General features: G+C 50.2%; 26 protein-coding genes. 9 read left to right on the top strand and 17 right to left on the bottom strand.

Going from position 1 to position 21,648, the window contains the following annotated elements; genetic code table 11:
• The first annotated feature begins 8 nt into the window (after positions 1–8).
• From EDM52_RS09840 to EDM52_RS09830, 3 genes are all read left to right on the top strand, one after another.
• Positions 9–818 carry a hypothetical protein gene (locus EDM52_RS09840; protein WP_122908836.1) on the top strand — a complete coding sequence of 270 codons (810 nt, stop codon included), beginning with the start codon at positions 9–11 and terminating at the stop codon, positions 816–818.
• A gap of 139 nt (positions 819–957) precedes the next feature.
• The gene (locus EDM52_RS09835; RefSeq protein ID WP_122908835.1) at positions 958–1,263 is read left to right on the top strand and encodes a ferritin family protein; all 306 of its coding nucleotides are present in this window, start codon (positions 958–960) and stop codon (positions 1,261–1,263) included.
• Between the two features lie 12 nt (positions 1,264–1,275).
• On the top strand, positions 1,276–1,608 hold the full coding sequence (locus tag EDM52_RS09830) for a spore coat protein (protein WP_122908834.1): 333 nt from the start codon (positions 1,276–1,278) through the stop codon (positions 1,606–1,608).
• 40 nt (positions 1,609–1,648) lie between these two features.
• Here the strand turns inward: EDM52_RS09830 and EDM52_RS09825 are convergent, their stop codons facing one another.
• Positions 1,649–3,103 carry an aminotransferase-like domain-containing protein gene (locus EDM52_RS09825; protein ID WP_122908833.1) on the bottom strand — a complete coding sequence of 485 codons (1,455 nt, stop codon included), beginning with the start codon at positions 3,101–3,103 and terminating at the stop codon, positions 1,649–1,651.
• Positions 3,104–3,250: 147 nt separating this feature from the next.
• On the opposite strand from EDM52_RS09825, the gene EDM52_RS09820 reads away from it, so the two are divergent.
• The 3 genes from EDM52_RS09820 to EDM52_RS09810 all read left to right on the top strand — a co-directional run bounded on the left by EDM52_RS09820 (position 3,251) and on the right by EDM52_RS09810 (position 5,695).
• Positions 3,251–3,868: a LysE/ArgO family amino acid transporter gene (locus tag EDM52_RS09820; RefSeq protein WP_122908953.1), complete on the top strand. Its 618-nt coding sequence runs from the start codon at positions 3,251–3,253 to the stop codon at positions 3,866–3,868.
• Positions 3,869–3,940: 72 nt separating this feature from the next.
• Positions 3,941–4,558, top strand: coding sequence for a DUF47 domain-containing protein (locus tag EDM52_RS09815; protein ID WP_122908832.1), 618 nt, complete (start codon positions 3,941–3,943; stop codon positions 4,556–4,558).
• Between the two features lie 129 nt (positions 4,559–4,687).
• Positions 4,688–5,695, top strand: a complete 1,008-nt coding sequence (locus EDM52_RS09810; protein WP_122908831.1) for an inorganic phosphate transporter — start codon at positions 4,688–4,690, stop codon at positions 5,693–5,695.
• 52 nt (positions 5,696–5,747) lie between these two features.
• Here the strand turns inward: EDM52_RS09810 and EDM52_RS09805 are convergent, their stop codons facing one another.
• From EDM52_RS09805 to EDM52_RS09795, 3 genes are read right to left on the bottom strand one after another with little or no spacing between them, the layout of a single operon-like run.
• Positions 5,748–6,302 carry a DUF4825 domain-containing protein gene (locus tag EDM52_RS09805; protein ID WP_122908830.1) on the bottom strand — a complete coding sequence of 185 codons (555 nt, stop codon included), beginning with the start codon at positions 6,300–6,302 and terminating at the stop codon, positions 5,748–5,750.
• Positions 6,295–6,984, bottom strand: coding sequence for a permease prefix domain 1-containing protein (locus EDM52_RS09800; protein WP_122908829.1), 690 nt, complete (start codon positions 6,982–6,984; stop codon positions 6,295–6,297). Before EDM52_RS09800 ends, EDM52_RS09805 begins: the two co-directional genes overlap by 8 nt.
• Positions 6,985–6,988: 4 nt before the next feature.
• Positions 6,989–7,330: a PadR family transcriptional regulator gene (locus tag EDM52_RS09795; protein ID WP_122908828.1), complete on the bottom strand. Its 342-nt coding sequence runs from the start codon at positions 7,328–7,330 to the stop codon at positions 6,989–6,991.
• A 187-nt stretch (positions 7,331–7,517) separates the two neighbouring features.
• Between EDM52_RS09795 and EDM52_RS09790 the strand changes: the two genes are divergently transcribed.
• The gene (locus tag EDM52_RS09790) at positions 7,518–7,907 is read left to right on the top strand and encodes a cupredoxin domain-containing protein (protein WP_122908827.1); all 390 of its coding nucleotides are present in this window, start codon (positions 7,518–7,520) and stop codon (positions 7,905–7,907) included.
• On the opposite strand, the gene EDM52_RS09785 is transcribed toward EDM52_RS09790, so the two are convergent.
• From EDM52_RS09785 to panE, 3 genes are read right to left on the bottom strand one after another with little or no spacing between them, the layout of a single operon-like run.
• Positions 7,897–9,114: an MFS transporter gene (locus EDM52_RS09785; RefSeq protein ID WP_122908826.1), complete on the bottom strand. Its 1,218-nt coding sequence runs from the start codon at positions 9,112–9,114 to the stop codon at positions 7,897–7,899. The genes EDM52_RS09790 and EDM52_RS09785 overlap by 11 nt on opposite strands.
• Positions 9,115–9,122: 8 nt before the next feature.
• Positions 9,123–10,061, bottom strand: coding sequence for a 4-hydroxy-3-methylbut-2-enyl diphosphate reductase (locus EDM52_RS09780; RefSeq protein ID WP_122908825.1), 939 nt, complete (start codon positions 10,059–10,061; stop codon positions 9,123–9,125).
• 49 nt (positions 10,062–10,110) lie between these two features.
• Positions 10,111–11,040 (bottom strand): 2-dehydropantoate 2-reductase, encoded by a 930-nt coding sequence (gene panE / locus EDM52_RS09775; RefSeq protein ID WP_122908824.1) that lies wholly within the window; start codon positions 11,038–11,040, stop codon positions 10,111–10,113.
• Positions 11,041–11,266: 226 nt separating this feature from the next.
• On the opposite strand from panE, the gene glnA reads away from it, so the two are divergent.
• A complete protein-coding gene (glnA, locus tag EDM52_RS09770) occupies positions 11,267–12,685 on the top strand; it encodes a type I glutamate--ammonia ligase (RefSeq protein ID WP_122908823.1) in 1,419 nt (472 codons plus the stop codon).
• A gap of 95 nt (positions 12,686–12,780) precedes the next feature.
• Positions 12,781–13,293, top strand: coding sequence for a DUF3231 family protein (locus EDM52_RS09765; RefSeq protein ID WP_276330108.1), 513 nt, complete (start codon positions 12,781–12,783; stop codon positions 13,291–13,293).
• Between the two features lie 139 nt (positions 13,294–13,432).
• Here EDM52_RS09765 and EDM52_RS09760 read toward each other — a convergent pair whose 3' ends face one another.
• The 10 genes from EDM52_RS09760 to EDM52_RS09715 all read right to left on the bottom strand — a co-directional run bounded on the left by EDM52_RS09760 (position 13,433) and on the right by EDM52_RS09715 (position 21,573).
• Entirely contained in the window at positions 13,433–13,774 is a 342-nt protein-coding gene (locus EDM52_RS09760) for a YolD-like family protein (protein ID WP_245996747.1), read from the bottom strand.
• A complete protein-coding gene (locus EDM52_RS09755; RefSeq protein WP_122908820.1) occupies positions 13,771–14,001 on the bottom strand; it encodes a LexA family transcriptional regulator in 231 nt (76 codons plus the stop codon). Before EDM52_RS09755 ends, EDM52_RS09760 begins: the two co-directional genes overlap by 4 nt.
• On the bottom strand, positions 13,991–14,206 hold the full coding sequence (locus EDM52_RS09750) for a WYL domain-containing protein (protein ID WP_122908819.1): 216 nt from the start codon (positions 14,204–14,206) through the stop codon (positions 13,991–13,993). Before EDM52_RS09750 ends, EDM52_RS09755 begins: the two co-directional genes overlap by 11 nt.
• Positions 14,207–14,317: 111 nt before the next feature.
• Positions 14,318–15,901, bottom strand: coding sequence for a bifunctional metallophosphatase/5'-nucleotidase (locus tag EDM52_RS09745; protein ID WP_122908818.1), 1,584 nt, complete (start codon positions 15,899–15,901; stop codon positions 14,318–14,320).
• A gap of 28 nt (positions 15,902–15,929) precedes the next feature.
• Positions 15,930–16,502: a glycerol-3-phosphate responsive antiterminator gene (locus tag EDM52_RS09740; protein ID WP_122908817.1), complete on the bottom strand. Its 573-nt coding sequence runs from the start codon at positions 16,500–16,502 to the stop codon at positions 15,930–15,932.
• Between the two features lie 16 nt (positions 16,503–16,518).
• Positions 16,519–17,334, bottom strand: a complete 816-nt coding sequence (locus EDM52_RS09735; protein WP_122908816.1) for a sugar phosphate isomerase/epimerase family protein — start codon at positions 17,332–17,334, stop codon at positions 16,519–16,521.
• A 15-nt stretch (positions 17,335–17,349) separates the two neighbouring features.
• Positions 17,350–18,153 carry a carbohydrate ABC transporter permease gene (locus EDM52_RS09730; protein WP_122908815.1) on the bottom strand — a complete coding sequence of 268 codons (804 nt, stop codon included), beginning with the start codon at positions 18,151–18,153 and terminating at the stop codon, positions 17,350–17,352.
• A 12-nt stretch (positions 18,154–18,165) separates the two neighbouring features.
• Complete coding sequence (locus EDM52_RS09725; RefSeq protein WP_122908814.1) at positions 18,166–19,053, bottom strand: carbohydrate ABC transporter permease; 888 nt, start codon at positions 19,051–19,053, stop codon at positions 18,166–18,168.
• A 34-nt stretch (positions 19,054–19,087) separates the two neighbouring features.
• Positions 19,088–20,440 carry an ABC transporter substrate-binding protein gene (locus EDM52_RS09720; RefSeq protein ID WP_122908813.1) on the bottom strand — a complete coding sequence of 451 codons (1,353 nt, stop codon included), beginning with the start codon at positions 20,438–20,440 and terminating at the stop codon, positions 19,088–19,090.
• Complete coding sequence (locus EDM52_RS09715) at positions 20,428–21,573, bottom strand: ABC transporter ATP-binding protein (protein WP_122908812.1); 1,146 nt, start codon at positions 21,571–21,573, stop codon at positions 20,428–20,430. Before EDM52_RS09715 ends, EDM52_RS09720 begins: the two co-directional genes overlap by 13 nt.
• Positions 21,574–21,648 lie beyond the last annotated feature (75 nt).

Below are 21,648 nucleotides of genomic sequence, written 5' to 3'. Positions count from 1 at the left end.
AGGTGTCCATGAATATTTACGCCTTGTATGGAACGAGCGGAACAGGCAAGAGCTCAATGGCTCTGGAGCTGGCTCACCGGATGAATATCGATGCGATCATCGACGACGGCATCTTGATTTATCAAGGACGCAAGGTAGCCGGTACATCCGCCAAATATGAAAAAACGAAAATTCAAGCAGTAAAACGCGCCATTTTTCATTACGAAGATCACGCGAATGAGGTTCGGCAAGCGCTGACTGATCTCGCTTTGGAACGGATGCTGGTTCTAGGAACTTCACAGCGCATGATCGAACGGATCGTGGAAGCACTGGAGCTACCCGAGCCGGTCGAATTCATCCCGATCGAGTCCATCAAGCGTCCTCAGGATATCGAGGCTGCTCGCTACATCCGGGAAACGATGGGGAGACACGTCATTCCCATCCCGCGCGTTGAGGTGGAACAGGATTTTATCCAACGACTGCTCTCTTCTGCCCAACGGATTTTTTCCTCCAAAAAGGAAGCGAATGGCGGTGAATCTACGGTGGTCCATCCTCCTTTTTCTGGAGGACGTATCCTGATCCATCCGCAGGTCTTGCGCAAGATTGTGCAGGGTGTCTGCAACGAGTATGAGGAAGTCGATCAAATCCTAAAAGCGAACACCTCTTTTGAAGACTTGCCGCGTATCGAGCTGACGCTGGCCCTGAAGGTTCCTTATGGGACGTACATTCCAGAACGAATCATTGAGCTTCAATCCGAGCTGCATAAGGAAGTAAGCTACACCTTGAACATCGCTCCCGCCAGCATCGACATTCAGGTCACAAGCCTGCGCCTTGTATAAATAAATACCATAAAGATAAAGACAAACATCGCATCACCGCACAAAATCCGGCTCATACAGCCGGATTTTTTTTCTACGCTTTACTTCCCCAAATGTAGCTCATGCTATATGTGTATTCCCCCATGAAAGGAGCTCACTCATGCCGTCTATCCTGTCTTCGATGCAGTCTGCACAAGTCCCTATTCCAGAACCCCCCAAGGTCATCACGACAAAGGATTGCAGCTATTTGAAGGATGCCATGTCCTGGAACCTGATCGCCTTTAAAAAGTTCCATGCCTTCGCGCAGCAGGCACAGGACCCGGAAGTGAAGCAGCATTTGGAAAAAGCAGGCCGCATGCATCAGAAGCATTACCAAACGCTCCTTAGCCACCTTCAAAACAACAATACTGCAGTGATGGCATCTCTGCCGCAAACCCAATCCCAACAGCAGCCTCAGATGCAGTAAGGGGGAGATCACATGCCAAATCAAAATCAGATTGCCAATCCGCAGCCTGCCAACATGCCACAGGTAAAAACGCCTGAGATGAACGATCGCGACTATCTGAACGATTGCCTGTCTACTTGCAAATACTTGACGGACAGCATGAATGTGGCTGTGCGTGAAGCAAGCCACCAGCAGCTCCATCAAGACATGATGCAAATTTTGATTGAAACGCATCAGAGCGCCCGAGAAGCGTATAACTTGATGTTCCGAAAAGGCTGGTACAAGCTCGAAGCAGAAGATCAACAAAAGCTGCAGCAGGCTTATCAGCAGTTTAGCGGTTACTCTACGCAGTTTCCGTATCATTGATGCAACACAACAAGAACATCCCGAGGGATGTTCTTGTTCTTCAATGTCTGATCATTCCTTTGACCAGCTCGGATAATCGATACACAGCCCGCTCCATCTCTTCTTCACTCGCATAGGCATAAGACAAGCGCAGATGCCTGCTGTCTGTTTGATCGTATATATACCCGGGATTGAGCAAGATTCCGGTTGACAAGGCTTTGGTAAACAAGGTTCGCATCGAAAAAGAATGACGAAAGCGCAGCCAGATATAAAACCCTCCCTGCGGTATCTGCCAGTCAGCCAAGTCTTGGAACCAACGGGACAGCAAGCTGCACATGAGATCTCGACGCCTCCGCAAAGCTACCCGTACTTCTTCCAGATGCTTCTCGTACACTCCACTCTTCAGCCACTCCATCGCCACCCATTGGGACAGAGCGCTCGCTCCGTAATCCGTCTGCATTTTGACATCTGCCAAACGATCCACCACAGGTTCGGGACCGACGATCCAACCAATTCTAAGCCCTGGACTCAACGTTTTCGACAGACTCCCCAAATAAAGAACCAGTCCGTTCTGATCCCTTGCCTTCAGCGGTAACGACTCGGGCTTGTCAAACCATAGGTCCCCGTATACGTCGTCCTCCAGTACAGGCAATCGCTCCCGCTCACATACAGCCAGTACCTGTTCCCGACGCCGCTCTGTCATGAATCGGCCCGTTGGATTGTGGTACGAAGGGATCGTGTAGAGCAGCGCCCCGTTTTGGGCCTTTTTGTGATAAGCGAGCGCGTCAGCCAGAATCCCTTCATCATCCATCGGCACTCCGACAAGACTCATGCCGGAAGCCTGAAACAAGGGCAGCGAATTCAAATAGGAAGGCTGCTCCAGCAAAATGGTCGAGCCCTTATGCAAAAGCCCGATAGAGATCAAATGAAGTGCCTGCAAGGCTCCTGAGACGATCAAGATGGAAGATGGCGAAACGTCGAGGCCTCGCCCTCTCAAATGCTGGCTGATGGCCTGCCGCAGGGGCAATAGCCCTTTGGGTTCGGAATAGCCGAGCTGCGTGATGGTTTCTCCCGAACGGCTAAGGATATCCTTCATTTGTTCTTTTGGAATCAGGTCTGGAGACAGCTCTCCGGTTCCAAGCCTGATGTAGCTCGGATCGGGCTCATACCGGTTTATATCCTGAATCGTTGGCAAATTGGGCGGATGCGCACCCGCTTTTACGTAACTCATCCAGTCCGGCGGAGGTGTCGCAGACAACAAGGTCCAGGTGTTGTTGCTCACCTGCGTGCCGCTCCCCACTGTCGACTCGATCAGCCCTTCTGCTCTCAGCTCTTCCAGCGCCGTGACCACTGTGCTCCGGTTTACCCCCAGGCTTTCTGCAAGCGCTCTTTGAGTAGGCAGTTTGCTTTTGACAGGCCACTCCCCCGCTGCGATCTTTTCTTTCATATAAGCAACAATCTGTTTATAGACTGCTATATCCGATGACTTGTCCGGTTTCCAATCGATCGTAAGCACTGTGCATCCCTCCACCCCAGTTACCTGTATTGTACAAATTGGTTGGTCTACGAGCAAACCAATTGGCTGGAGACAAGAGATCAAAAAGAGTGAATAATGACAAAGATGCCTGTGCACGTTATTCAATGGAATTCGGAGGGAATTTTCGTGATCGAAGCAATCTTGCATGGATTCATCCTGGCCTTTGGACTCATCTTGCCGCTCGGTGCGCAAAATGTCTTTGTCTTTAATCAAGGCGCACTCCAGCCATCCCTGTGGCGAGCGATGCCGGTCGTCATCACGGCTGCTCTCTGTGATGCCCTACTCATTTTACTGGCTGTCCTGGGGGTCTCACTCGTCGTCCTCTCCGTCGCCTGGTTAAAGACACTGCTATATGCTATAGGCGTACTCTTTTTGCTGTACATGGGCTTTCTTACCTGGCGTAGCCGTGCGAATGTGGATCAGAAGCAAGAAACCGTTCAGTTTTCAGCGAAACGGCAAGTGATGTTTGCTGCCTCAGTCTCGCTTCTCAATCCACATGCAATCCTGGATACAATCGGCGTCATCGGCACCAGCTCACTCCATTATGCAGGAGGAGCCAAATGGGGGTTTACCGTCGCCTGTATCCTCGTCTCCTGTCTTTGGTTTTTTGGTTTATGCATAGCAGGACGTCTAACCGGGAAATTGGACCGTTCAGGCAGACTGATGCGCGGCTTAAATATGGTCTCAGCCCTCATCATGTGGGGCGTTGCCCTGTATATGACCTGGACACTGTTCACGCTGTAATTGACTTTTCGGTGCATAAACCTACCGCGCTCCACCGACAATACTCCTATCAGACACATCGCGGAGGTTCCTATGCTTTTTACCAAATCCGACCCACTCCTGGATGATCTTCTTGTGATCGCCCAAAACGTTCATGATTCTGCCGTCTTTTTCAACCAGTACAAGGTCAAGTCATTGGAAACCGTCGAGAGCTTTTCCAACACGATGAAAGACTTTGAATCAAAAGGCGATCGACTGATCCACGAAATCATTTTTCGCATCAACAAGAGCTTTATCACCGCCATCGAGCGTGAAGATGTGATGGAGCTTGCCATCAAGCTGGACGATGTACTCGATGGCTTGGAATGCTGTGCTGCTCGACTGTATATGTTTGATATCACACGCGGGGATGATGTGATGATTCACTTCGCACGAATCATCGAAGATTCTACCCAGCAAATCGTGCATGCGATAGAGTTGCTGCAAAAGCAGAAGCTGTCCGCCATGAAGGAATACATCATCGGCATCAACGAGCTGGAGAGTGAGAGCGACGAGTTGTTGCGCACCAGTGTTCGCGAGCTTTTCAAAACCTCAACAGACGCCATTCATATCATGCAATTCAAGGAAATCTACGAGCTGCTGGAAGAAGTGACGGATCATTGTGAGGATGTAGCGGATGTGCTGGAGACAGTGATCATGGGTAATACGTAAAAAAACCTCTATCGATGCCTATTCAAGGAGGAGCGACCGCGTTTTAGCAGAAAGTTTTTATGCGCTCCGGAATGGATAAGCGTAAACACTTATTCATTCCTACACGTAAAAAGGGGAGGAGCTTGTTCTGTGGATACGGGTCTTCCATTGGTCGTGATGGTTGTGATTCTCGCTGTGTCCTTTGATTTTATCAATGGATTTCACGATACAGCCAATGCAATCGCAACGACAGTCTCAACGAAAGCCTTGCCGCCTAAAATTGCGATTGCGCTAGCCGCTTCGATGAACTTCATCGGTGCCCTTACCTTTACAGGGGTAGCGAAAACCATAGGTGGCAGTATCGCAGACCCGGCAAAGCTGGAATTTGGCGTCCTCGTCGTCATCGCGGCTCTGCTCTCGGCGATCACCTGGAATCTGGTCACGTGGTGGTACGGAATTCCCAGCAGCTCATCCCATGCGCTGATCGGCTCTCTGGCAGGAGCTGTCATTGCGTCAGCAGGCTTTGGACAAGTCAACTGGGACGGCTTTACTGACATCTTCAAGGCATTGATCCTGTCGCCGATCATCGCACTCGTGGCAGGCTACCTGCTGATGAATCTGCTGTATTTGCTTTTTAGCCGAGTGTCTACTCCACCCACGAGGATCAACAGAGGGTTTCGTTTCTTTCAGATTTTCACCGCTGCCCTGCAATCCTTCACGCACGGAACCAACGATGCCCAAAAAGCGATGGGCATTATCGTGTTTGCCCTTGTAGCCGCACAAATTCAGGAGGACGCCCAGCACATTCCCTTCTGGGTCCAATTTATCTGCGCCCTGGCGATGGGTCTCGGCACATCTGTTGGCGGTTGGAAAATCATCAAGACTGTAGGCGGCAAAATTACCAAAATCGAGCCGATCAATGGAGCCACTGCCGACCTGACCTCTTCGTCGATCATCTTCACTTTTACGCAGCTCGGTTTGCCTGTCAGCTCAACCCATGTCATCTCATCTGCGATCATGGGAGTAGGCGCTGCCAAACGATTCAAGAACGTCAACTGGGGAGTAGCCAAGCGCATTGTCATCACCTGGTTTATCACCTTGCCGATCTCGGCTATCATCGCCAGTTTGTTTTACTATTTGCTGGTCGTCTTTTTTTAAAATGCAAAAAGCCCTCTACGCTGAGGGCTTTTTCGCTATGGGATGTTCTTCTTTATTCTCCGAACGCTTGCCCCATGCTGTCCTTCAGAAAACGTGCATCGTTCCATTTTTCCTGAATTTCCTTCCACTGCTGCTCTGTCAGCAAATCTGCCAATGGCTTTCCAAATACCTGCTCCATCTGTTCACGACTAGTCTGATAGGTCACAGAAGGAAACTGAAACTCCAGTGTCTGAAGGTTATCGATCAAAGCAAAGGCAGCCAAAGCATTATACAGCAATGCTTGCTTCACTTCCTCCTGACTCTTTTCCCTTTCCTCTGTTTGATACTTGATTTCCACTTTGAACTGCTCGGAATCGAGTTGATACGTCCGATTCAGATGATTCAAAGGCAAATGGAAAAACAGGTTGATGACATTGGAGGCATCTCCCATGTACTTGCTTTTGTATGGCAGGATGGATTTCAGGTCATGGGTCATCGGCTTCTGCTGGTCGAGTTGATACCGCACAGCCTTTTCTTCATTGGCTGGAATCACGACTCCTTGAATAACACCATACAGGACGACTCCAATCACCAGAAAAAACAGGATCGCCTTATTTCTCCTATTCATCTTCATGCACCTCGTACTTCATGATGAGCTTGGGAGAAACGTGCAACAGCATGGGAAGGATTACTGAAAAGAAAGGCAAGGCATAACGAACGGCCAGTACCGCAAATTGATACGGTCCACCGATCTTTACCTGGCGCCAAAACCAGATGTTGCTTCCGAACTCGAGTGCCGTCGTGAACAACAGCCAGACGAGGACAAACAATCCCCATATGAGCCAACCGATTTTGCGAAAGCGAAAAGCAGCTTGCAGATCCAGTACGGCAGTTTTTTGCATGATCCCCGGGTTCATTCTCTTGATGATCAATAGTGTGATATACAGCAATCCGACCACGGCGATGCTGATGAGCAGCAGGAGATGGAGCATGCCGCCCATATGGATAATTTGTAGCGGCAAGACGATAATCCACGCGATAAGAAGATACAGCAGAGTGATTTGCACGAACTCTAGGCAGTATGAGAAGACGAAGATGTTTCGGTTCCGATCAATCAGGTGATCCACGGATGTGATGCTTTGCACAGCTTGACGAATCGCTTCCCTCTGCTCCACTCCATTTGCTGTCAGATCCGCCACTTTGGCTTCCAGATTGCTCAGCACTTCCCGTTTTAAATCTTGTATTTGATCGCTGGTATCCTTGGCGTACCTGCGAAACAATTGATCAACATGCTGCTGCAATGGTTTCATCTCGTTACTCCTTCCTCTCCAAAAGCTGGTCGATTAACTCCCTCGCCACTTTCCAAGCTGCCAGAGATTGCTCATACGCGTCTCTCCCTGATGGCGTCACCTGATAATACTTGCGTCTGCCACCCTGACTTTCGTCTCCCCAATAGGAAATAATCTGTTTTTGTGTCTCCAGACGCTTCAGACTGGAATAAAGAGAGGGCTCCTTCAACTCGTACTTGCCTTCGCTGATTTTGGAAATGGCTTTTATGATCTCATAGCCGTAATTGTCTCCTTCACACAAGACACGCAGAATGATCGTATCGATATGACCGCGTATCAAATCACTGCTAATATTGCTGTCACGCATCCCCTTCACCTCGCACGTACAGCATAACACATATTACTATGCGTGACAAAGTATTGTACCAAAAAAATAGACCCTTGCTTCACAAGGGACTATTTCCATCGATTGTTTTGTGTTTATCGTCGTGGGTACGGGGACAGTCTAAAGATAACAACACCATGGTATCACGTACAAAAAGGAGCCGATCGGAATGTCAGTTCAACGGTTCAGACAGCTTCGCTATCCTCTCATCGCACTGGCGGTCATCATTGGACTCGTCGCGTTGCACCACTACTACCGACTACATACGACTTTCGCTTCAGCCGCGCGCAACCAGACCGTGACCATCTCCAGTGCTGGATTTTTGCCTAACCGAATTACGGTACGTGAAGGTGAACTGGTCTCTCTCATGATCGTCAACACCGATCTGAAGCCCCACAATCTCGCCATACGCGAAATGAATGTCTCCTCCAGCGAGCTGAAGCCCAGTCAGTCTACCTTGCTTCAGTTCGCTGCAAGAAAAAAAGGGGAATACCCATTCGTCTCAGACGCACCAGGCTATCCGGAAACCGGGTACCAGGGACTTCTTGTCATCGAGTAGCATCCACTTTGTCTTCTGCTGCAGCCTTCCAGGGCCCAAAACGGATGAGAAGCAGCGGAATCAGTCCGATCACCGTCACGGTCCCGAAAAAGGAATAGATGGTCAAGGTCGAAAAGTTGTCCTTGATCCACCCTGCAGTCAGGTTGCACAGCATCGTCCCAAGCCCATGCCCAACGGAGAAGAACAGAGCCAGCGCCGTCACTTGAAGGGAGGCTGGCGTATTTTCCCGCACGAACTGTGCTGCTGTAGCCAGGTAGAAGCCAACCGATATCCCCTGAACGAAGAAAAGCGCGATCACCGCAGTCGTACTGGGGGCAGAGCTATACCAAAACCAGCGAATGGCAGAAACGCTGGCCGCGATCAGGATCGTCAGCTCCAGTCCCCAGCGTCGTGTGATATAGCCTGCCAGCTTCATAAACGGAGCCTCGCTCCCAGCAAACAACAGGAAAGCGAGGCCGACACCGGCTATCGTCCCGCCAATCTCCTGATAGTACAGGGAAAACCAGATATTGTTGGCGTTCACCGACCCAAATACAAAAAAGGAGGCGGTGAGAAATAGAACGAAGCGAGGCAATTTCAAGAGATCCTTGATTCCCGAAAGCATGCTCGTCGTGAATTTCGGAGCCGACTCTACCTCCTCCGGCACTTGACGAAGGAAGAGAATCGCGACGACCATCGCCGCGAAGTAGGAATAGAAAATCACCGATGGTCCCCACTTTTCGACCATGACCCCTGTCAAAAAAGCCGCAAGGGCAAAACCGATCGCTCCCCACATGCGGATATCGCCGAACTGCAAATTGTGTTTTTTGACATACCCAAGCGCAATGCTGTCCGAAACCGGAACAACGGCACTTTGAAACACAGATAAGACTGTATAGAGAATGAGGACCAGAGCAAACGTCGATACTACCGGAAACAACAGGCCGATCAATCCGGAAGTAAGCAAAGTCAGAACAAGCACACTCTTGCGAATTCGAAACCGGTCACAGATGATTCCCCAGAGGGGCTGGGTCACAATCGAGACGACCGGTGTCGTTGCACTGATCAAGCCGACCTGGGTACCGGTCAGGTTGATCGATTGGTAATATTGCATGATTAACGGTGTAAAGGCACCAAATCCATAGTAAATGAACAAATAAAGAGCGCTGAGACTAACGGGCTTGCCTCCAGCGCTGCTTTGTTTGTTGCCAGAAAAGATTTCTGTCATACAAGCTCCTATTTAACCGCCGGCAATATTTTTGCCATATTAACGGTACGTTTCTTCTCCCATGTGGCCGGGTTGAATTCATCGAACTGCTCCAGGAAGCTGATAACTTCCTTGGTCAATGGTGTAGGTGTAGAAGCCCCGGACGTAACCGCAATGTTTTTCTTTCCTTTCAACCATTCAATATCCAGCTCCGACAGATCAGCGATGCGGTAGGAAGGAACATTGGCGATCTCCTCCGACACCTGTGCCAGCCTGTTGGAATTGTTGCTTCGCGGATCGCCGACGACGATGCACAAATCAGCTTCCCCCGCTTGTGCGGCTACTGCTTCCTGGCGAACCTGCGTAGCCAGACAGATTTCGTTGTGTACCTCTACCCGCGGATAACGCTCCACGATCGCTTCCATCAGGTGCTTGACATCCCACTGACTCATCGTGGTCTGGTTGGTCACGATCAGTTTGTTCGCTGGAACATCTCCCATTTCGTCAAGGTCTTCCAGTTTTTGCACCAGATGTACGTGCTCCGGCGCTATGCCCATTGCACCTTCTGGCTCGGGATGTCCCTTTTTGCCGATGTAGATCACGTGGTAGCCGTCTTTTACCTTTTCACGAATCAGATCATGGGTCTTGGTCACATCTGGGCAGGTAGCATCTACGACAGTCAATCCCTTGTCTCGCGCTTTTTTGCGGACCTCAGGAGAAACGCCGTGCGCGGTGAAAATAACTGTCCCTTCATCAATCTGATCCAGCAGGGCCATTCTGTCTTCCCCGTCCAGCGTCTTGATGCCTTGCTTTTCAAACGCCTCTACGACGTGAGCATTGTGTACGATCATACCCAGTATATGAATCGGGCGCGGAACATTTGCGTCTTGTGCGGTTTTTACCGCCAGTACCATCGCATCCACGACTCCGTAGCAATATCCGCGGGGGGAAATCTTGATGACTTCCATCTTTACCCCTCCTATTATCAAATGACTTTTTTCTTCCTGTTATTATACCTTATTTGTCAGCTTCCCGCTTCTGTTCGTAAACCTTCAGATTATTGTAAACCACTTTCAGCAGTGGTGTACTGAGATCGAGCTGATCAGCACGCTTCAACAGATAGCCTTGCAGATGATCGCCCTCGACAGGCAGTCCTTTTTCCATGTCGCGAAGCATGGACGATTTCATGCCCGCATGTGTGCTGGTAAACATCTCGATCTGCTTATCTACAATATCCGCATCGATGGGCGCATCCCAGGATTTCATGACTAGAGCGATCTCTTCAGCCAATTGCCGCGTCAGCTCTACTCCATGTGGCGACGATTGAATTGGACCTACCGCTGCGTTCATCAAGGTCGTGATTCCCGACAGCGTTGTGATAAACAGATATTTATGCCATACTTCCCGCTGGATAAAAGAGCTTGCTTTAAACCTTCCATTGATTTTGGAAAATGCCTCTGCGATCTGCAGGACACGCTCACTCTTTCCACCTTCCCATTCCCCGAAGACCGTATCGTGCAGCTTGCTGGTTTGCACGACATCACCGTCTGCATTTAAGGTGGACTCGATAAAACAAAGGCCGCCCAATACATTTTCCTTGCCAAAGCGATCCCACAGCGTTTCCATGTGCGCAATGCCGTTGAGCAAAGGAATGATCACGGTATCTTTACTTACGTAAGGAGCGATGGATTCGATACTGTCGGACAGATGATAGGCTTTGTTGGACAACAGGATGACATCAAATGCCTCGGCTTCTTCCCCTGCCATGATCCATTTTGGTTTTTCCAGATGAAAATTGCCTTGCACGCTCTCAATACGAAGACCGCGTTCAGCCAGCTGCTGACGTCTGCGCTCACGTACGAGAAAAGTCACGTCCACACCGCTTTCCGCCAAACGTCCTCCAAAATAACCGCCTATCGCTCCAGCTCCCAGAACCAGTACCCTCATCCGTCTCTCCCCCATTTAACGATAGATTTAACACTCGTCTCCATTCTACAAAAAAGGAACCATTTGCGACACTATACATACAATGTTAGAAAAACTTACACTAAAGGTTAGAAAACCTCTTGACGAACAATTGGAACTGTAGCTATAATTCATACTATAAAGAAGCACGAAAGACGAACTTTCCAACTAGACATTAAAAAATCATTCGTGAATAGGAGTGTTATGCATGAATATGAAAGATGTGTTATCGACAATTGAAACCGAAGACATTAAATATGTGGATTTCCGTATCGTGGATCTGCTCGGTCGTCAGCATCACGTAACCGTTCCAGCGTATGCGGTGGACGAGGACACCTTCGTAAATGGTGTAGCCTTCGACGGTTCCAGCTTGACAGGCTACAAATCCATCGAAGAAAGCGACATGGTGGCCATGCCTGATCCGGCTACTGCCTTTATCGATCCTTTCGTAGAAGAAAAAACCCTGAACATCGTATGTAACATCCTGAACCCTGACAACTCCCCATACGATCGCGATCCTCGCGGTATTGCACTGAAAGCGGAAGCCTATCTGAAAAACCTCGGCATCGCTACAGCTGCCTACTTTGGCCCTGAATCCGAGTTTTTCCTGTTCGACAACGTCCGTTATGCGTCCGGTCCATCCGGTTCGTTCTATCATATTGATTCCGAAGAAGCGTACTGGAACACTGGCAAGGAAGGACAAAACCTGGGCTATAAAGTCCGCAACAAAGGTGGCTACTTCCCTGTGCAGCCTACTGACACACAAGCCGATATCCGTAATGAAATGTGCACCCTGCTGACCCAATCCGGCATAAAAGTAGAGCGTCATCACCACGAGGTTGCGACTGCTGGACAAGGTGAAATCAACTTCCGCTTTGATACCTTGACCCGCACAGCAGACAACCTTCTCCTGTTCAAATACATCGTGCGCAACGTAGCGGCCAAGCACGGCAAAACGGCTACCTTCATGCCAAAGCCAATCGTCGGCGACAATGGTTCCGGCATGCACGTACACCAAAGCTTGTTCGACGGCGATACTCCGCTGTTCTTTGAAAAAGGCGCTTATGCCAACCTGAGCGAAACCGCACTCCACTACATTGGGGGTATCCTGCATCACGCACCAGCGCTGATCGCACTGACCAACCCAAGCACCAACTCGTTCAAACGTCTGGTTCCTGGCTACGAAGCACCCGTGAATCTGGTCTTCTCCAAAGGAAACCGCTCTGCTGCTGTCCGCATCCCGGTTGCGGCAGTAACACCAAAAGCTTCTCGTATCGAGTTCCGCACACCAGACTCAACTGCCAACCCATATCTGGCATTTGCCGCCATGCTGATGGCTGGCCTGGACGGCATCGCGAAAAAGCTGGACCCGCGCGAAATGGGCTTCGGGCCACTCGACAAAAACATCTACGATCTGTCTGACGTAGAGAAAAACGAAATCAAGAGCTTGCCTGGTTCCCTGGCTGAAGCACTGGAAGCATTGGAGAGCGACCACGAGTTCTTGCTTGCGGGCGATGTATTCACAAAGGATCTGATCGACAGCTGGATTTCCCACAAGCGTGATGAGATCCAACAAGTAGAGCGCACCGTCAATCCGAAGGAATACGAGCTGTACTACGATCTGTAAGATTTTGGATTTCCCAGCTCCGCTCCTTCTTGGAGGATGCTTTTAAGATGTGCTCTCATCAGGCCTAGGCAGTCCATATCACTGGGTGAAACGAAATTCTAAGCGGCAATCCACAAAATGAACCTATGCATTATGGTGAAGTATTTGGTGTATGGAGCTATCTCGCAACCACAAAGGGGCTACTGGTAGCGTATCAAACGTTTATTAACCATACTGGCGACAAGGATCTTAAAAGTTTTCTTGAGGATCTTACTCAGGGTATGAAACAAGAAATTCAGCAAATCGAAAACTTGCTGAAGGTAAATGGGATTGCTCCTCCCCCAACTGCACAGGAACGTCCTGTTGCATCTCTAGAAAGCATCCCAGTGGGTGCCCGATTTAACGATCCTGAGATCGCTGCTGGCGTATCGATGGACATTGCAGCGGGATTAGTTGCGTGCAGTCAAATCATGGGACAATCTATTCGCGAAGATATCGGTATGATGTTTGGTCAATTCCATATCACAAAAGCGCAGTTTGGCGGAAGACTATTACGAATCAATAAAGAAAAAGGGTGGTTAGTACCACCACCGCTTCATTTGCAAACCCCTGAACTCGTTCACGCCTAGGATAAGCAACCCCTCTAAGTTCCACTTCCTTAGAGGGGTTTTCAACTAACATTTATATATCATATTTATCGACATGAGAGGGGAAGAATTTGACAACGTGTCACATACTTGAATTATTACGGTAGTACATCTATCGCTGCTAGCTTTTCACATCCACTATCCGATCCATGGGTATCCACTGACTTTCTTCATCGTTCACCATTTTTATGCGCCGCTCGTGGGCATCGATCCATTTCACAGCGCCCCACATGCTGCATACCATCCCCAGATTGCCTTTTACCGGTTTCCACCACACAACGGAAAGGCCGTAATCTTCCCGCCCAGCATCGCGAATCATGTAGTGAAAGGCTTCCCTATCAGATTTTTCGATGACTGGCTGTTGCACCAGCCTTTCGTCCTCCTTTTTCTCAAAGCACAGGCTCTCCGGTTGAGGCAATCCCCATCGACTTGCAGCTAACACCTTTGCAGGCTTTGTCGTCATTTCCCCGGCCCCTTTCTCTCCCATGCTTCCAGGACAACCATTTGATCCGGCTGCGAACGTTGCCATTCGATATATTTCTCTTTCGCCAGCACTTCCAGCACCATCATGATGCCGCCACGGTTACGTCCTGTTTTGACACACAGCTCGTCGATCGTCGGTGTCCTGTGTCTGCCTGCTGAGTAGTTGGCGATCACACGGAGTACCTTTCGCTCGATGTCACATAGCATGTCGGATCACCACCGGCTCAACGGCAAGAATCCGATCTATGACAAAAACACGCGGCGCCTTGCGGGTCAGACAGTAAGCTTTCAGTCGACCATCCACAATCTCCAATGGTCGCAGTGTGCGCATAGTCGTCTGCCCCTGACTGCCCAAGTAAATGATCTGAATATGCTGATTCTGCGCCATTGCACGATGTAATTCCTTGACCACGTTGTTCGCCTCCAAACAAGAACGTTTGTTCTGTATTATATGCGAACAGAATGCGAACATGCAACAAAAATAGCTGTCGACTTTCTCGACAGCCTGAGCCCGTTATGGGTCCTATTCGATGACCACCGACCAGTTGTGATTCACCTTCGCTTGAAGAGCGCCGTGTTCCAGCATATACGCGGCCAACAGCTCAGCGACCTCCGTCGTGATTTCTCTGACTACCGGTTTCCCCTGAAACATGGCGTAATTCCCGCCCCCGCCAGCACGGTAATGATTCATAACTACCTCGTATTTCGCCTCCCTATCCAGCGGCATTCCATCATAGGTCAAGCCGACGATCCGATGACCAATTGGCTTTGCCACATGGATCTGATAGCAGATTCCTTCCCACATATCATAGTTGTAATGCTGCGGTTTTGGATAGAGGAAGTCGGGACTGACGACGATTTGACCGTTTTCGTCCAGTGCAAAATATGCTGCGGACTGCTCCAGCGCATCCTTGATGTCCTGTCCCGTCACCCGCAACACCTTCAGCGTATTGGGATAGATGTAATTACTGACGATATCGCGCATCGTCACTGATTCCGGCAAGCCGGCAGAAGCATTGTCAAACAGAGCAGTATTCGAGATCGCGGCACCGGAGACCTCCATCTGCACCCGGTTGATCCATTCAATAAAAGGATGCTCCTTCAGCCTCACTGCCATCGAGTCCACGATCCGCATATCTCCCTCGATATATCCGATCGGCTGATCCAGCCACATCTGCGTCTGCCCTTCATACTCTGCCGCCAACTCGATGATGTCAGGATCAGGCTCCACCCCCTCCACAGATACCAGCTGAGCTTGCTTGTCGACAACCTCCCAGCCCGTTTCGCAAGCTTGCAGAGTAAGCATCACTTTTCCAAGCGCTCTTCCTTCATGACCTGGCTGTACCACGCTCACTCCGCAAATAGTAGCCGCAAGCTTGCGGTGCTGGTGCCCCGTGAGAAGCACATCGATCCCTTCTACCGCTTCGCAAAGCTCGTAGCCTTGATTTTCTTTCGTCAATGCTTCTGTCGCTTCCCCTGTCTTCTCATCCTTTTCCAGACCTCCATGATACGCAACCACGACGATGTCGACCTTCTCCTGCTCGCGCAAGACAGGAACCCACTTCCGAGCCGTCTGTACCGGATCATGAAAACAAATGCCTGCTATGTGCTCTGGGTGCTCCCAGTTTGGAATGTAGGCAGTAGTTAACCCCAGGACTCCCACCTTTAATCCAGATGGAAAATGCTTGATCCAGTAAGCATCACCGAAAAACGGATTTCCTGTACTATCCGTCAGATTGGCCGAGAACCAGGAAAACCGGCTTTCCGCTATTGCTTTTTGCAAAAAAGGCATGCCGTAATTGAATTCGTGGTTGCCTAGTACAGCCGCGTCGTAGCCAAGCTGGTTCAGGCAGCGAATCATCGGATTGGGCTTTTCGGGACATATCCTGGCATGATGGTAGGCCAAAGGCGTACCCTGAATCAAGTCTCCACTGTCGATGAGAAGCAGATGCTCGGACTTTTCCCGCTCCTTTTTGATCAAGGAGGCGAGCTTGGCGATCCCGATCTCCCGTGGCGCATGATCGGCATACGAAAAGGGATAAATGCTCCCGTGTACATCACTTGTTTGCAGCACTGTCAGCGTGCGTGTCGTACCCAGCGTAGCCATGATTCCTTCCCCCTTGCCATCAAACGTATCAACTGCCTTGATCGATATGATTCCACAATTCCGGCCTGCTTAAAGAAACGGCATCCGCACCATACTCCAAGGCTTGCAGGACCTGCTCCTGATTCCAAATCAGACCACCCAGAATGATCGGCTGTTTCAGCTGCTCCTTGAAGACAGGAACGATAGACGGAGCAATGCCCGGCATGATTTCGATCGCATCCGGCTGATTTTCCAGTACGTTTTTGATAGTAGACGTCAGAGAAGTCGTATCAATCAAAAAGACACGCTGAATCGTCAGCATCCCCTCTTTTTTTGCGGCGCGAATCATAGGGCCTTTGGTAGTCACGATGCCGGTCGGTTTGATATACGTGGACAGGAAACGAAACGCCTCCTTGTCATTGGACAAACCGTTCATAAGGTCCGTATGCAAAAATATGGGTTTGGACGAGTCCCGAATACGCTGCTCCTCCTCCATGAGCCGTGTCAGCTTGCTATACATCAAAAGAATCGCGCAGGCTGGAGATTCAATGGCTTCACCCAACCGATCCAGCTCCGTCGCAGCAATGATCGGATTTTTCTTTACTATCGTTCGCATGTCCATCCCTAGTGTCCCCCGTTCATTGCAGTTGCCTGATCAATCGTTCAACGCTCGTATGGGCACAAGCGAGCTGCTTCGTTTCCACTACCCAGCTTCCAGCGAACCGCTTATCCTGTAAGAGTGACAAAATCGGCGCAAATGAAATCGTTCCGTCTCCGACTGCCAGGTGGTCGTCCGCTTGCCCGAAATTGTCGCTGAGATGGAGTGCTGCCAAATAAGGAAGCACTTGCTCCAAGGCTTCCTCGGTATAACCAGGTCGGATCAAGTGGGCATGCCCCACGTCGTACACGATCCCCACATGCGGAGAGGCAGCCTGTTTGCAGATTGCCAACAAATCCTCGACGTTCCATCCCAGCACCTTCGGATAAGGGGGAACATTTTCTATCGTCAGTATGGTTCTCCCTCGAATCAGCTCAGGGATCAACGCACGGATTGTCTGACTGGCATGCTCCACTCCGCGGGCGCGACTGTCGGGCTCCAGTCGATCCTGAATCTCGCCCGCATGCATCACGACATGTGTGCAGTCCAGAACATTCGCGATCTCAAGACATCTTTTCATTGTATCAATCGTCTGATCCCGATATGCTCCAGCTTCTGCTGCCAAATTGCATCCGCTGATCGGTGCGTGGATCGACCAGGTAATCGGTTTCTCCTTGCCGATTTGCTTGAGCCCCTCCAGTTGATTTCCCGACCATCTCAATAGATCCACATGCTTCTCCTCACACATGATCTCGATGGATGTCCAGCCATCGTCCACTAGCTGAACGATGGCCTCACGTAGCGGTTGATGGATCAAGGCATAGCTGGATATGGAAAAAGAACCTCTGTCTTTCATCCTTCAATCCCCCTCTTATTTCCCACCGGAATGAATGAAGCTGTTGATGAATTGACGCTGGAACATGAGAAATGCCAGCAGCAACGGGAAGATGACCATCATCGTAGCCGCGCTGACCTCCGCCCATTGCGCTCCCGTCTCAAATGATTGGGCAAAAATGGCCAAACCTACCGTCAGTGGGCGATTTTCCACCGAATTGGTGATGATCAGCGGCCACATAAAATTGTTCCAGTGATAGCTGACGGATACCAAGCCAAAGGCGATGTAAGTCGGCCGTGCCAAAGGAACGTATACACGCCATAAAATTTGAAACCAGTTGCAGCCTTCCATGCGCGCTGCTTCTTCCAACTCGTGCGGAATCGTCTTGAAGGTTTGACGCAGCAAGAAGACTCCGAATGCAGAAGCAAAGTACGGCAGCATGATTCCGATTTTCGTATCGAGCAGGGACAAATCGCGCAAAACGTTGTAATTGGGAAAAATCAGGATGTCAGCCGGTACCATGATCTGCACCAAAAACAGAATGAACAGCACGTCCCGCCCCCAAAAACGCAGCTTGGCAAAAGCGTATGCAGCGAGGGTCGCTGTAATGATCTGCGCCATCAACACGCCGATGACGATCAGAAAGGTATTGAGATAATACTGGGCAAAAGGGGCCGCGTCCCACACTTTCGCATAGTTATCAAAAGTAAAATCAAGACTGAACGACCAGGATGTCGCGTGCTCCCTGGGCCGAAAGGATGTCCAGAGCGCCCAGAGCAAAGGAAACATCCAGAGCACCGCCAGCCCAAACATCCCAGCCCCTGTGATTCTGCGGATCATCTGCCATCCTCCTTAGTTGTAGTGAATCTTTTTATCCAGACTAAAAAACTGAATGGCAGCTACGGCTAACAGCAGCACCACCATCACGATCGTCAGTGCCGAAGCCATTCCTTGATCCCAGAACGAAAAAGCGGTCTCGTAAATGTAATACAGCAATAGATTGCTGGCGTTGTCCGGTCCTCCCTTGGTCATGATCACCAAATGATCGACCAGCTTGAAGGAATTGGTGAACGCGATGATGCTGACAAACATCGTTGTAGGCATGAGCAACGGAAACGTCACTCGCCGAAAAACCGTCCAGGAGGATGCCCCTTCCATAGCTGCAGATTCATACAGCTCCTGCGATATGTTTTGCAGTCCGGCCAAATAAAAAATCATGAAATAGCCTGCTTCTTTCCAAATCACCATGAAGATCATCGCCCACATCACATACGTCTGATCCCCGAGCCAATTCATATCTCCTTTTCCGAACCATTCCATCACGTGACTGAGCGCCCCGTACTCCGGTGTGTAAATAAACAGCCATATATTGGCTACCGCAATCATCGGCACGATCGTCGGATAAAAGTACGCCGTGCGGACAAACCCCTTCCCCCGCAATACCTTGTTGGCGAACAGCGCCATCCCGAGCGCGAGCGCCGTACTGGTCGGAACCGTCCCCAGAGCAAACCAGATATTGTTGGAGAGCACCTTCCAAAACACGTCATCTTCCAGCATGAGCTTGTAATTGTCTACCCCGTTAAAAAACGGCTCTGGAGAACCCAGATCCGCTTGATGAAAACTGAGAATAATCGTTTGCAGTACAGGATAGAAGGTAAACAGCAGCAGAAAGATGAGGGAGGGAAGGAGCAGCAACCATGCGTACATGTTCACCTTCCATTTTGCGCGTTGTGCCTCCATAGTCGCTCCCCCCTATACCATGATTGAATCTACTTTATTTGTTGAATGGCGCCAAAATCTTGTCCGCTTCTTCTTGCGCTTTTTTCAGTGCTGCGGCAGGCTCTGCTTGCCCAGTAATGACGGCTTGCAAATTGTCGTTCAGAACTTTCGTGACTTTCCCGTTATTGTGCGTAGAAAACTCGGCATGACCGTATTCCAGCTGGTCGCGCGCTACCTTTGCAGCAGGGAAATCTTTGACGTATTGCTTCATGATGTCTTCTTCGTAGGCGGAGTTGCGCGTCGCGACATAGCCGGTGTCGATGCTCCACTGTGCTGCGCGCTTCGGCTCGGTCATGAAACGAATAAACTTCCAAGCTGCTTCCTGCTTGTTGGCGTCTATTCCTTTGAACATGTAGAAGTTACCCCCACCAGTCGGGCTGCCGAAATTCTTTTTCGCTGGTAAAAAGGCTACGCCGAAATCAAACTTCGCATTGTTCTTTACGTTGGTCAGGTTTCCGGTCGTATGGAACATCATCGCTGTTTTTCCCTCCAAGAAATCGGAAGGAACTGTAGCCCATTCGATGACGCCTTCAGGCATGGCTTGATGCTTTTTCGCCAAATCTACCCAATATTGCAGCGCTTCTGCATTTTCAGGTGTGTCGAAATAAACTTCTTTTCCGTCTTGTGACATCAGATTTTTTCCGTTTTGCAGAGCCAGTGCCTGGTACATCCAATAAGTGAAGCCTGAGGATGGAATCTCGATACCCCAGCGTCCGTCCTTTTTCAGCTTGGCGGCATACTCGGCCAACTCATCCCAAGTCGCAGGCGGTTTTTCCGGGTCCAGACCCACTTCCTTGAATGCTTCCTTGTTGTAATACAGGACGATGGTGCTTCGTTGGAACGGAATGCTGTACGTTTTTCCGTCTACCTGGGAGTTCGCCATGAAGCCAGGGAAGAAGTCGTTTATATAATCGCTGCCGCCATCCTTGGCAATCAAATCGTCCAAGGGGATGATCGCATCCATATCCATCATGGTGTGGAGCTCAGTGGACAGCATAACGGCTACATCTGGCGGCGTTTTCCCTTGTACGGCTGCCTGCACCTTCGTGGTCGTATCCTGGTAGCTGCCCGTATAAACCGGTTTTACTGTAATGTTCGGGTTTTCTTTGTTGAACTCTTCTGCCATCCCATCGACGATCTTGGTCAAAGGACCACCTACTGCGACCGGATAATAGAAGGACAGCTCTGTTTTTTCAGCGGGCTTCGTCTCCGCTGCTGGAGCCGTTTGGTTGTTTTGACCGCCTGGGCTCGTCTGATTGCTGCTGGTTGTAGAATTACCGGTTGAGCAGCCTGTAATCAGAGCCAGGCTCATAACGACGGAAAACAAACTTTTGGTTACTGTACGCATTCCCGTATCTCTCCCTTTTCTTGTACGGCCACGTTGGCCAAATTTTTCCCGGTGTTCCCGTCAAACAATCTCGCCTGTTCGGCATGAAAGCCGACATGCAGGATATCGCCACGCTTGCAGGTCCATTGCCCGTTCCATTTTGCCTTCCACAGCTTGCCGCTCACGGTAAACTCGACAATCGTCTCGGAGCCTAAAATCTCAACCCCTTGCACCTTGATTGCCAGAGCGCCGCTTCCCGGGGCCTTCTGTCCTTCCTCGACGGGCTGCAAAGCTTCGGGCCTCACCCCAAGCACGACGTGAGCACCTTCCTTGATGCCAGCGAATGAGCCGAGCGGCAAAAACGTCGTGCTGCCTTGATCGGTCAGCTCCACTCCTGATCGATCTCCGTTATTTCTCCAGACGGCCTGTACCGTGTTCATCGGAGGGGCACCCGTAAATTCTGCGACGAACAGATTCGCAGGATGGTTGTAGACATCGAGCGGTCTTCCTACCTGTTGGACCTCTCCATCGCGAAGCACCATCATCCGGTCCCCCATCGTCATCGCCTCGACCTGATCGTGGGTGACGTAGATCATCGTAATTCCCAGTTCCTGCTGCAAACGACGAATTTCGGTCCTCATGTGCCCACGCAGCTTGGCATCCAGGTTGGATAACGGTTCATCCATCAGGCAGATCGGATGCTGGCTGACGATCGCCCTGCCAAGTGCTACACGCTGCCTCTGTCCTCCTGACAATTCGCGGGGCTTTCTCTGGAGCAAATGAGCGATGCCCAGCATCTCTGCTACCTGATTCAGGCGTTTGATTTGCTCCTGCTTATTCACTTTCCGAACCTGTAATCCAAACAATATATTTTCTTTCACTGTCAAATGCGGATAAAGCGCGTAGTTTTGAAAAACCATGGAGATATTTCGCCCGCTCGGCGGAGTGTGATTCATCTGCTTTCCGCCGATCAACAGATCCCCTCCGCTGATCTCCTCAAGTCCGGCGATCATGCGCAGCGTCGTTGACTTGCCGCATCCAGAAGGACCTACCAGGACGAAAAACTCTCCCGGCTCGATCACCGCACTCACTTCATTCACTACCTTTTGCTGCTCATACATTTTGGAAATGCGCCGCAATTCCACTTCTGCCACGACTTTCCCCCCTGGCCGTCTTGCAATTTGTGCCATCAATATAGCAATTTCTTACTAAGCAAACATGTAGATTGT

Origin of the sequence: Brevibacillus invocatus (genome assembly GCF_003710915.1) — a bacterium.
GTDB classification, from domain to species: domain Bacteria; phylum Bacillota; class Bacilli; order Brevibacillales; family Brevibacillaceae; genus Brevibacillus; species Brevibacillus invocatus.
The sequence above is the reverse complement of the archived record's forward strand: the minus strand, read 5'-3'. Positions and strand labels throughout refer to the sequence as shown.

What these genes read in the sequence shown, in the direction of transcription:
- EDM52_RS09840 (WP_122908836.1), top strand. Translation starts at nt 9, where the DNA reads ATGAATATTTACGCCTTGTATGGAACGAGCGGAACAGGCAAGAGCTCA.
- EDM52_RS09835 (WP_122908835.1), top strand. Translation starts at nt 958, where the DNA reads ATGCCGTCTATCCTGTCTTCGATGCAGTCTGCACAAGTCCCTATTCCA.
- EDM52_RS09830 (WP_122908834.1), top strand. Translation starts at nt 1,276, where the DNA reads ATGCCAAATCAAAATCAGATTGCCAATCCGCAGCCTGCCAACATGCCA.
- EDM52_RS09815 (WP_122908832.1), top strand. Translation starts at nt 3,941, where the DNA reads ATGCTTTTTACCAAATCCGACCCACTCCTGGATGATCTTCTTGTGATC.
- EDM52_RS09805 (WP_122908830.1), bottom strand. Translation starts at nt 6,302, where the DNA reads ATGAATAGGAGAAATAAGGCGATCCTGTTTTTTCTGGTGATTGGAGTC.
- EDM52_RS09800 (WP_122908829.1), bottom strand. Translation starts at nt 6,984, where the DNA reads ATGAAACCATTGCAGCAGCATGTTGATCAATTGTTTCGCAGGTACGCC.
- EDM52_RS09795 (WP_122908828.1), bottom strand. Translation starts at nt 7,330, where the DNA reads ATGCGTGACAGCAATATTAGCAGTGATTTGATACGCGGTCATATCGAT.
- EDM52_RS09790 (WP_122908827.1), top strand. Translation starts at nt 7,518, where the DNA reads ATGTCAGTTCAACGGTTCAGACAGCTTCGCTATCCTCTCATCGCACTG.
- EDM52_RS09785 (WP_122908826.1), bottom strand. Translation starts at nt 9,114, where the DNA reads ATGACAGAAATCTTTTCTGGCAACAAACAAAGCAGCGCTGGAGGCAAG.
- EDM52_RS09780 (WP_122908825.1), bottom strand. Translation starts at nt 10,061, where the DNA reads ATGGAAGTCATCAAGATTTCCCCCCGCGGATATTGCTACGGAGTCGTG.
- panE (WP_122908824.1), bottom strand. Translation starts at nt 11,040, where the DNA reads ATGAGGGTACTGGTTCTGGGAGCTGGAGCGATAGGCGGTTATTTTGGA.
- glnA (WP_122908823.1), top strand. Translation starts at nt 11,267, where the DNA reads ATGAATATGAAAGATGTGTTATCGACAATTGAAACCGAAGACATTAAA.
- EDM52_RS09760 (WP_245996747.1), bottom strand. Translation starts at nt 13,774, where the DNA reads ATGACGACAAAGCCTGCAAAGGTGTTAGCTGCAAGTCGATGGGGATTG.
- EDM52_RS09755 (WP_122908820.1), bottom strand. Translation starts at nt 14,001, where the DNA reads ATGCTATGTGACATCGAGCGAAAGGTACTCCGTGTGATCGCCAACTAC.
- EDM52_RS09745 (WP_122908818.1), bottom strand. Translation starts at nt 15,901, where the DNA reads ATGGCTACGCTGGGTACGACACGCACGCTGACAGTGCTGCAAACAAGT.
- EDM52_RS09740 (WP_122908817.1), bottom strand. Translation starts at nt 16,502, where the DNA reads ATGGACATGCGAACGATAGTAAAGAAAAATCCGATCATTGCTGCGACG.
- EDM52_RS09735 (WP_122908816.1), bottom strand. Translation starts at nt 17,334, where the DNA reads ATGAAAGACAGAGGTTCTTTTTCCATATCCAGCTATGCCTTGATCCAT.
- EDM52_RS09730 (WP_122908815.1), bottom strand. Translation starts at nt 18,153, where the DNA reads ATGATCCGCAGAATCACAGGGGCTGGGATGTTTGGGCTGGCGGTGCTC.
- EDM52_RS09725 (WP_122908814.1), bottom strand. Translation starts at nt 19,053, where the DNA reads ATGGAGGCACAACGCGCAAAATGGAAGGTGAACATGTACGCATGGTTG.
- EDM52_RS09720 (WP_122908813.1), bottom strand. Translation starts at nt 20,440, where the DNA reads ATGCGTACAGTAACCAAAAGTTTGTTTTCCGTCGTTATGAGCCTGGCT.